General features: G+C 62.9%; 9 protein-coding genes. 5 read left to right on the plus strand and 4 right to left on the minus strand.

What is annotated here, in order from left to right; translation table 11 throughout:
* Positions 1-189: 189 nt before the first annotated feature.
* A complete protein-coding gene (locus ACYPXD_RS02215; RefSeq protein ID WP_459706940.1) occupies positions 190-1,074 on the minus strand; it encodes a helix-turn-helix transcriptional regulator in 885 nt (294 codons plus the stop codon).
* Positions 1,075-1,179: 105 nt separating this feature from the next.
* Between ACYPXD_RS02215 and ACYPXD_RS02220 the strand changes: the two genes are divergently transcribed.
* Entirely contained in the window at positions 1,180-2,070 is an 891-nt protein-coding gene (locus ACYPXD_RS02220; protein WP_459706942.1) for an SDR family oxidoreductase, read from the plus strand.
* A 97-nt stretch (positions 2,071-2,167) separates the two neighbouring features.
* Here ACYPXD_RS02220 and ACYPXD_RS02225 read toward each other — a convergent pair whose 3' ends face one another.
* Both ACYPXD_RS02225 and ACYPXD_RS02230 read right to left on the minus strand, forming a co-directional pair.
* On the minus strand, positions 2,168-3,277 hold the full coding sequence (locus ACYPXD_RS02225; RefSeq protein WP_459706945.1) for a porin: 1,110 nt from the start codon (positions 3,275-3,277) through the stop codon (positions 2,168-2,170).
* A 379-nt stretch (positions 3,278-3,656) separates the two neighbouring features.
* On the minus strand, positions 3,657-4,610 hold the full coding sequence (locus ACYPXD_RS02230; RefSeq protein ID WP_459706947.1) for a LysR family transcriptional regulator: 954 nt from the start codon (positions 4,608-4,610) through the stop codon (positions 3,657-3,659).
* Positions 4,611-4,980: 370 nt separating this feature from the next.
* Here ACYPXD_RS02230 and ACYPXD_RS02235 point away from each other — a divergent pair, with 370 nt between their 5' ends.
* Positions 4,981-5,475, plus strand: coding sequence for a cupin domain-containing protein (locus ACYPXD_RS02235; protein WP_459706949.1), 495 nt, complete (start codon positions 4,981-4,983; stop codon positions 5,473-5,475).
* Between the two features lie 97 nt (positions 5,476-5,572).
* Positions 5,573-6,574: a hydroxyquinol 1,2-dioxygenase gene (locus ACYPXD_RS02240; protein WP_459706952.1), complete on the plus strand. Its 1,002-nt coding sequence runs from the start codon at positions 5,573-5,575 to the stop codon at positions 6,572-6,574.
* 105 nt (positions 6,575-6,679) lie between these two features.
* Here ACYPXD_RS02240 and cobF read toward each other — a convergent pair whose 3' ends face one another.
* Positions 6,680-7,459 (minus strand): precorrin-6A synthase (deacetylating), encoded by a 780-nt coding sequence (cobF, locus tag ACYPXD_RS02245; protein WP_459706954.1) that lies wholly within the window; start codon positions 7,457-7,459, stop codon positions 6,680-6,682.
* Between the two features lie 160 nt (positions 7,460-7,619).
* On the opposite strand from cobF, the gene ACYPXD_RS02250 reads away from it, so the two are divergent.
* Positions 7,620-8,873 (plus strand): alkaline phosphatase family protein, encoded by a 1,254-nt coding sequence (locus ACYPXD_RS02250; protein ID WP_459706956.1) that lies wholly within the window; start codon positions 7,620-7,622, stop codon positions 8,871-8,873.
* Positions 8,870-9,133, plus strand: a complete 264-nt coding sequence (locus ACYPXD_RS02255; protein ID WP_459706958.1) for a hypothetical protein — start codon at positions 8,870-8,872, stop codon at positions 9,131-9,133. The genes ACYPXD_RS02250 and ACYPXD_RS02255 overlap by 4 nt, the downstream gene beginning before the upstream one ends.
* The last annotated feature ends 108 nt before the right edge of the window (positions 9,134-9,241 follow it).

Raw genomic sequence — 9,241 nt, forward strand, 5'->3', positions numbered from 1 at the left:
ACCGCTGCAACGCGGTCAACCGGGTAATCCCTGGCACAGCATGGCGTCGCGATGTTGATTCTTGACGCGCTTGAGAAGCATCGCAATGAGTGGAAGACGAGCGTCAATTGCCGGCGGAAAGCTGCCCGTAGGCGTCCAGGCCATCGACATGAGTCGCTCCCCGGGGAAACTGAACCGTCAATATGCGTTCTACGAAGGTTGAGCCAACGGCTCCGGCACCGCTGCGATCAGCGATCTGATTTTCTGCGAATCGGCAGGCGTCACAGGCGTGTAGATGACCATACCCAGTTCAGGCCGTCCATCGACGGCAAAGCTCGAAAACTCGAGTTCAATCGGGCCTGCGACCGGATGCAGCAAATGCTTGCTGCCTTCGCCATGCGCACGCACATCATGAGCGCGCCATATCGATTCGAACTCAGGGCTGCGCCGCGATAGCTCATCGACAAGCGCTTCGATTTCAGCGGTCGCGCCGGCTCGAAGCACATCGGCACGAAACGCCGCAACGACAAAGCGCGCGACGCTTTCCCAATCGCGCTGCCACGCGCGCGTATCAGGATTGCCAAATATCCGGCGCAGGATATTGCGTTCGACCGGCGCCGACGCGCCGTATTCGAACACCGCGGCCGCCGCGCGATTCCACGCGACGATATCCCATGTCGCGGTCTTCACGAGTGCCGGACTCAATTCGAGTGAATCGAGGATGCGTTGCAGCCGCGGCGACACGCGCGCGGCGGCCTGCTCCACGTCGTACCGAACCTCGGGCGCACGCCCTAGCCCGAGCAAAAACAGATGTTCTCGTTCAACATCGGTCAGCATCAGCGCCTGCGCGATACGGTCGAGCACGTCGGCGGACGGTGCGCCGCCGCGCCCTTGCTCGAGCCACGTGTACCACGTCGCGCTGACGTTGGCGCGCTGCGCGACTTCTTCGCGCCGCAAGCCCGGCGTGCGGCGGCGCCCCACCGGCAAACCAAGCGCGGCCGGGTCGAGTTTCGTGCGGCGATCTTTCAGATACGCACCCAGCGTGTGTGCCGAACTGGCCGAATGGCTCGAATGGGAAGCGCGTGTCGACGGCATGGCTTGATCCTGTTGGTCCGTATACCCGTATAACGTCACTACTTTACCCGCATAGCTTATGAGCCGAGAGTGGCCGCTGTCCACGTTCGACATGAGGAAAAAGCAATGCGTGTTTTCGTTACCGGTGCGACCGGTTTTGTCGGCTCGGCCGTGGTGCGTGAACTGCTCGATGCAGGACACGAGGTATCGGGCGTCGCGCGCTCCGATGCAGGTGCCCAGTCACTCGCCGAGGCAGGCGCTACTGTGCATCGCGGCACGCTCGACGACCTCGATAGCCTGCGCCGCGGCGCCGCAGCCGCGGACGGTGTGATCCATACAGCGTTTATTCACGACTTCTCGAAGTTCGCGGAGAACTGCGAAATCGATCGGCGTGCGATCGAGGCGCTCGGCAGCGTGCTCGAAGGCTCGCAGCGTCCTTTGCTCGTCACGTCCGGCGTCGCGCTGCTCGCGCACGGGCGCGTCGCCACCGAGGACGACGGACCGGTGCCGGTGTCCGAGTCATATCCGCGCGCATCCGAGGCGACCGCGATTGCGCTGGCGGCGCGTGGCGTGCGTGCGTCGGTGGTGCGGCTCGCACCGTCTGTGCATGGCCGCGGCGACCACGGTTTCGTTCCGCATCTGATCCGCGTGGCCCGCGAGAAAGGCGTGTCCGCTTATATCGGTGACGGGCTCAATCGCTGGCCCTCGGTGCACCGGCGCGATGCGGCGCGTGTCTTCCGGCTCGCGCTCGAGCAGCCCGCGGCCGGCGCGAAATATCACGCGATCGACGAACAGGGCATCGCATTCAGGGAGATCGCAGACGCGCTCGGACGTGGACTCGATGTGCCGGTCGTCGCCCTGTCGCCCGAAGAGGCGGTTGCGCATTTCGGGTGGTTCGCGCGTTTCGCCGCGCTCGATGCGGCCGCGTCGAGCGAGAAAACGCGCAGGCTGCTCGGCTGGCAGCCTGCGGAGCCGGGGCTGTTAACAGATATCGATGCGGCCGGCTACTTCGACTGACCGCATCGCCATCAACCTGTCAAACCGCAAAGCAAGGTTACCGGATATCCGGCGACCTCGCCCATGATCAAGCCCCGACAGCCCGCTAAAACCGCGCTCAGAACGAATGCTGAATGCCGGCGTACACACCCGACTGGCTATGCCCGATAAGCGGGTTATCCGTCGCGACCGTATTGCCCGCGTTGTTCGCGTTCAGGCCGAAGTTCGCCGTGTTGCTGTTCTGCACGGTGGCGACCTGGAAGTCGAGCAAGGTCCGCTTCGACAGGTTGTAGCTGCCGCCCACCGAATAAAGCGTCGCGTTGCCGGCGCCCTTGTTCGCGTTCACGTGATAGACGGCTGCGATCAGCGCGGCCGCGGGCGAGATCTGCCACGTCACGCCGCCCCATTCGTGATCGAGCGTGGTCGGCGACACACCTGCGGTGGCCGGCGCACCGGACGTACGGATCGCCTGATAGGCGCCCTGAATCTTGAACGGGCCGAAGAACAGATTGACCGCCGCCGTGTACTCGCGCGACGCCGTGAACGGATCGTCGAGCAAGCCGTTCTGCGCATCGCGGATTTCGTCGTAGATGCCGCGCACCTGCACGTGAGCCGTCGTATACGTGAGCTGTAGCCCCGCCCAGCGGCCTTGCGGTGTCGTACCGTTGCCGTTGAAGTTCGTCGCATTCGAGAGCGCGTACTGTCCGAACGCGTCGAAGCCCGAGAGGTTCGGCGTCTGGAACGAGATCGTGTTGCTCGAATGCAGCCAGTTGCGGCCACGCACGAGCGATGCCGACGACCAGTTCGACTGACCGAACGGATCGAAATCCCATACACCGTTCGAGATAAACAGTTCGCGGCCGAGCAGCAGCGTACCGAAGCGCTGGCTCGCGATACCGACCGTTGCGTAACGGTCGAAGAGCCCATCCGTGCTGCCGGCGCCTGTCATCGTGTTGAATGCGCCTTCGAGGTGGAAGACCGCGGCATAACCGCTGCCGAGGTCTTCGGTGCCCTTCAGGCCCCACAGGCTCGTGCCCCAGTCGCCGCTCTCGGCGCGAAACCGCGAGGATTCGTGCGTGGCGACGCCGTTCGGGCCGGAGCCGGCCGGTACGCCGTTCATATACTCGAGGCCGGCGTCGATCCGGCCATACAGCGTGATGGAAGACTGTGCGTGAGCAGCCGATGCGAGAAGCAAAGCGAGAACGCCGAATGCCGCGTTCTTTTTCATAATTGTCTCCTAAGCGCGAAGGCTTATGGATTGTTTTCGGTCCAATACCACCGCGCAATGCGACCTTGAAAGTGGTCAGTTCCTTTAACTATACGGATTACAAGTTATTTGTAACGTTCGACTCACATATTGGTATTTTCGTCTGGCGCGAAATCACAGCCCGATTAAATGGGCTTCGAATTAAAACAAGTCGGAATTCTACACATTTCGCAGAGTAATGCGAGATGAATTATGTGATTGCATGAAAGCGGGGAAAATGGAAAATCGGGGAGCCACGAATGCGCGCCATTAATCGGACCAGCTAATCCGTCCAACTATTGGGACGCTAAAGAGAACGTCCTGGACGGACCGCGCGAGGGAGGTTGAGTGCGCCGCCCGCTTATCGCGCTGCGTGCGCGGTTTTGATGTCCGGCATGCGATCGACGCCCGGCAGCGGATCGATCATCCGTTCCTCGATCATGACTTCCTGCGCGAATTCGGCGAACGCGTTGACCGCACGCGGGATATGCCGGTGAGTCAGATAGACGAAATAGATGCGCACATCGCGATAGGCGTAGCCAGGCAGCACCGCCTGCAACTGGCCGTCGCGCAGACACGGTTTTGTCATGAACGCCGGCACGAACGCGATGCCGAGGCCCGCAAGCGCGGCGTTCAGCTGGGCGCGCGCGGTGTTCACCTGGAAGCGGCCACGCACCGCGAACTGGTTGCGGCCTTCCGGGCCGTCGAGCGTCCACAGCACCGGCGCGCCGTTCGCGCCCGACGCCACGATGCATTCGTGCGACGCAAGATCGGCGGGCGTGGCGGGCACGCCGTGCGCGCGCAGATACGCCGGGCTGGCCACGAGCGTCTTGTGCGTCGAGCCGAACTGGCGCGTAACGAGCATCGGCTCGTGAATCGGACCGGTGCGGATGGCGATGTCGATATTGCGGTCGAGCAGGTCCACGTACGCGTCGCCGAGTTCGAACTCGAGCGCGACCTTCGGGTACTCCGCCAGAAAGCGGGCGACGCGCTCGAGCGGGAACCAGTGGAAGAAATCGGCAGGCGCGGCGACGCGAATGCGTCCGCAGACCGAGCCGCGCGCATCGAGCATCTGCCTTGCCGACTCCGCCAATGCGTCGACCTGCGCCGCGCAACGCTGGAAGAATTCCTGCCCCGCGCCGGTCAGCGCAAGGCGTCGCGTCGAACGCTGAATCAGCCGAACGCCGAGATCGTGCTCGAGCTGCTGGATGCGCCGGCTGCAGGTACTGGGTGGCATATCGAGGCGGCGCCCCGCTTCCGCGAGGCTGCCGGCGCGAACGACTTGCACGAATAAGGCGACGTCATTGAGGTCCATCGTCCGCTATGTCCGTTAGGCCGATCGGGTCACATTCTATCCGGCTGCGGGAAAAAGCATCGGATCTCTAACATCCGATCAATTCAGTCGATCCCCCGGTTCCAGATAAAAATATAGGAAACCCGATTATCCGGATGCAAAGGAATACCAAAAATAAACGACACCCGGCGTGAAATAAATAGGCGCACCTCGATTATCTGTTCCATGCAGCCCATTAACCGGCCAGTTGTTCGTATTTCTCATTTATATGCCATTTACCATCAATAGGCGTCCGCTTCGTTTTCAGAGCCGGTTATTCCGGCCTGTATGCTGCTCGCAAAAGCCGTCTGCTGAAATGCGTTCTCCATCTGAATTTCCGGAGACAAAATCGATGCAGCAGCGAACGTGGTTAGGCAGGCTCGACGATTATCAGAAAGGCACGATCGAAGTCGTCAGCGGCAGCGCGGAGCACTATGCGATGTCCAATGTGTTCGAGGTCGCGAGCGGCGCGCAACCGTACGAAAAAATCGTCGTCGGCCGCAACCTCGACTATGTGATCGAAACGCTCAAGGCGCATCGCACATCCGCATGGTTTGCCGCGGCGCATGACGAATTCGCGATCGTGCTCGACGGCACGATCGACGTGCAGTTCGTCAAAGCGGCCAACGCGCCGCTCGTCGACCCGTCCACCCACGGCAGCGTGCGTTTCGATGAGCAGCCGCAAGGGCAATCGATGGGCTACGTGCGCTTGCGGCGCGGACATCAGGCGCTGCTGCCGGCGGGCGCGGCCTATCGCTTCGTCGCCGTGCAGGACGGCGTGCTGCTGTTGCAGACCATGCTCGGGCAGCACTCGGTGCAGAGGTGGGCCGAGATCTGCATCAGATAGCGGCTTAGGCCGGCCACGCCGTCGTGCCTTGTCGTCCTGCTTTGTCGTTCACCACGGCGCGAGTTCGCGCCATTCAGCACCCTTTCCGGAGCTCACCATGAGCAGCAATCCCGCTTTGTCCAACGCCGGCGTCGATGCGAGCGAGCCCGATGCGTTCACCGGCTATCGCACGTTCACGCTGGGCGATTTCGAATTCAGTCGCGACGCATACTTCGCAACGATCCGATGGCGCGCGAACGGCGCGCGCCATTCGCATCAGATGCGCGTCGACGACTTTCTGCGCGCGATCGTGCGCGACGTCGCCTGGGACTTCTTCTACGGCTGGGTCCATTTCGACGACGTGATCGGCACGCGCAACCACTACGGCAGCGTCGACCTGTTTGCGGGCGCGTACAACGCGAGCTACCGCAACGCGCGTATCGACCACACACAGCGCTTCCAGACCCCGCACATTCTCGCCACCTGCAAGGCGATCCTGCGGGACTGGGTCAACGAGGGCTTCGATCCGTTCGCCGCACCGGAAGAAACCGGTTCCGCCTTCGGCCCGAAGCGCGGCGAAAACATCGCGGCCATCGAACGGCGGCGGATCGGCACCACGCGCATGCCCGGCATGCCCGGCGACTCGCCGCTGCGCGACGCGATGCCGATCAACCGCCAGTTCGCCGACGTTGCGCAGGACGAACCGGAGATTCACGCGCAACCCGGCTTCGAGCAAGAACTGCATGCGTTCAACCTGTTCAAGTATCTGTCGCGCTCGGACGTCACATGGAATCCGTCGGTGACTTCCGTCTGCGGGCATAGCCTGTTTTGCCCGACCACCGAGGAATTCGTGCTGCCGGTCTTTCACGGCAACGACCGCGTCGAATGGTTCCTGCAGCTATCGGATCAGATCGTCTGGGACGTCGTCGACAAGGAAACGGGCGCGCCGCGCGCCCGCATCACGATGAACCCCGGCGATATCGCCGCGATGCCGGCCGATATCCGCCACAAGGGCTATGCGCAGAAGCGCTCGATGCTGCTGGTGTGGGAGAACGTGACGCCCGATCTGCACCAACGGTACGAACGCGGCGAACTGCCGCCGCATCCGGTCCGGTTTTGAACGTGGCGTGCGCCGGTGCGTGGGGCCGTCAAACGGCCCGCGCGGCCACACCTGGGCCGCCTGATGACGCTGCCGCTCAAGCATTCAGCAACCGGACGGCGCGCGTCAGCCTTCCTCGCCAGCGCCGCCACCGGGCCGCTTCAGCATATAGGTATCCATGATCCAGCCATGCCGCTGCCGCGCGTCGGCCCGGGTGCGCTCGATTTCGTCCATCACGTCGCGCAGTTTCCCCGCGATCAGAATCTCGTCGGGCGTGCCGACATACGCGCCCCAGTACATGTCGAGATCTTCGTCAGCGACCTGCTTGTACGCATTCTGCGCATCGAGCATCACGACCACGCTGTCGACGTGCTCCGGAAAACCCTCCGCAAGCGTGCGTCCGTTCGTGATCTGCAGCGGGCGGCCGATCGCATTGAGCGCGACGCGGTGTTTGGCCGCCAGCGCCTGCACGCTGCTGATGCCGGGAATCACGTCGTATTCGAACGCGTGCCGGCCGCTTTGCGAAATCGCCGCGACAATGCGCATCGTACTGTCGTACAGCGACGGATCGCCCCAGACCAGAAACGCGCCGCATTCGCCGTCTTTCAGCTCTTCGCCGATCAGGCGCTCGAACACCGCCTGCTTGTCGCGGTTCAGGTCTTCGACCGTGCGCACGTAGTCGGTTTCGCCGATGCGGCGCTCGGGATTCGTTGCCTCGACGATGCGATAGTCGCGATCCTTCACATAGCGCTCGATAATCTCGCGGCGCAGCGCGACGAGCTTTTCCTTCGCCGCGCCCTTGTCCATCACAAAGAAGACGTCGACTTCGTTGAGCGCGTTGACCGCCTGGATGGTCACATACTCGGGATTGCCGGCGCCGATGCCGATGATCAATAGTTTTTTCATGATCTGTTGAGGGTGCTTTGCACCGAGGCTGAAAGCGAATATCGAACGATATCGAAAGAGTACACGTTAAGCCAACCCCGTTCGCCACGCGCGCAGGCAGCTTTACTCGACCGCCTGCGCGACAGTACACTGACATGCGCTCGAACAAACGGGAACGCTCATGAGTGACGACGCAACGTACGCATCCGCTCCGGCCCCCTCTCCTATCCAGCATATCTTCGTGCTGATGCTCGAGAACCGGTCGTTCGACCACCTGTTCGCACTCTCGGGTATTCCCGGTATTGTCGCGGCCACCTCCGCGAATACGAATACGTATGAAGGCATCGCTTACCCGTTCGAGGGCGGTGCGCCGGAGCAACTGCCGAGCGACCCCGGGCACGAATTCGCCGATGTCGTCGAGCAGCTGTGCGGCCAGGGCGCACAGTTCCACAAGGGGCAGCCGTATCCGCCCATCGATAACTCAGGTTTTGCCGCGAACTACGCGACCTCGCAAACCGAAGGCCCGGTTCCGCCGCAAGCCGATATCGGCGACGTAATGCGCGCCGTCGACACGTGCGCACAGGCGCCGGCACTTTATACGCTTGCGACCGAATTCGTGCTCTGTGACGGCTGGCATGCATCGATGCCGGGGCCGACGTGGCCGAACCGGTTTTTCCTGCACGGTGCGTCGTCGGCCGGCCTCGATCACACGCCGACCGATAGCGAGATGCTCGAATGGGAGACCTTCGACGGCTTCACGTATCCGCGCGGTTCGATCTTTGACGCGCTCGGCGAAAATAGCTATCGCCTCTATCAGGACCAGACCGGCGCGCTGTCGGGCCGCATACCGCAAGTCTCGTCGCTCAAGGGCATCGACTTCTTCGACGTCGACGACCTGTCGCACCTTGAAGCCGATCTCGCGCAAGGCTATACGGCCCGCTACACGCTGATCGAACCGAACTACGGCGATGTGATTCACGACACGTACGAAAACGGCACCTCGCAGCATCCGATGGATGGCATCGCAGCCGGCGACCAGCTCGTCGCGCGAGTCTACAACACGATTCGCCAGTCGCCGCTGTGGGACAAGAGCCTGTTCGTGATTCTGTACGACGAGCACGGCGGCTTATACGACTCCGCGAAGCCGGGCAGCGCACCGCCGCCCCGCGACGGCGACGGCGCATCGGCAAAACTGAACGCATCGGGCTTCGCATTCGACGTCTACGGTGTACGCGTGCCGGCAATCGTCGTCTCGCCTTGGGTGGCGCAAGGCCACGTCGATCACACGGTGTACGATCACAGTTCGATACTCGCGACCATCGAGCGCCTGTTCGGCATCGCGCCGCTGACCGCGCGCGACGGCCGCGCGCACGATCTGCTGCCGCTCGTCACCACGACTTGCCGCACCGATTGCCCGGGATGGATCGGATCATGACCCACCCCACGAACACGACTGCCGACCCGCGCGACGCGGAACCCGTGCGCGATGGATCGAGGCTCATGGTCTTCCTGCATGTGCTGAGGAAAGCGCATCGCGCGTTGGTCGGAGAGGCCAAGGCGCGCCAGCGTTTCGCGAAGATCGTGACGTGCGGCGAAGCACGCCGGTACATTGAGGAAGTGATGCCGCAACTGCTGCGCGAACGCGAAAAACGCCAGCAGCAACGCCGGCGCGTACACGGTGGCCGTAAGAAATGAACGCTTCGAGCCCAGCTATTCATCGTGCAAAGCGGGCCGCGTCGCGCCTGGCCGCGGCCGCGGCCGCGGCGGCGCTCGCTTCGTGCGGCGGCAGCTTCTGCGTGGGCG

This window comes from Paraburkholderia sp. 2C (assembly GCF_054589215.1).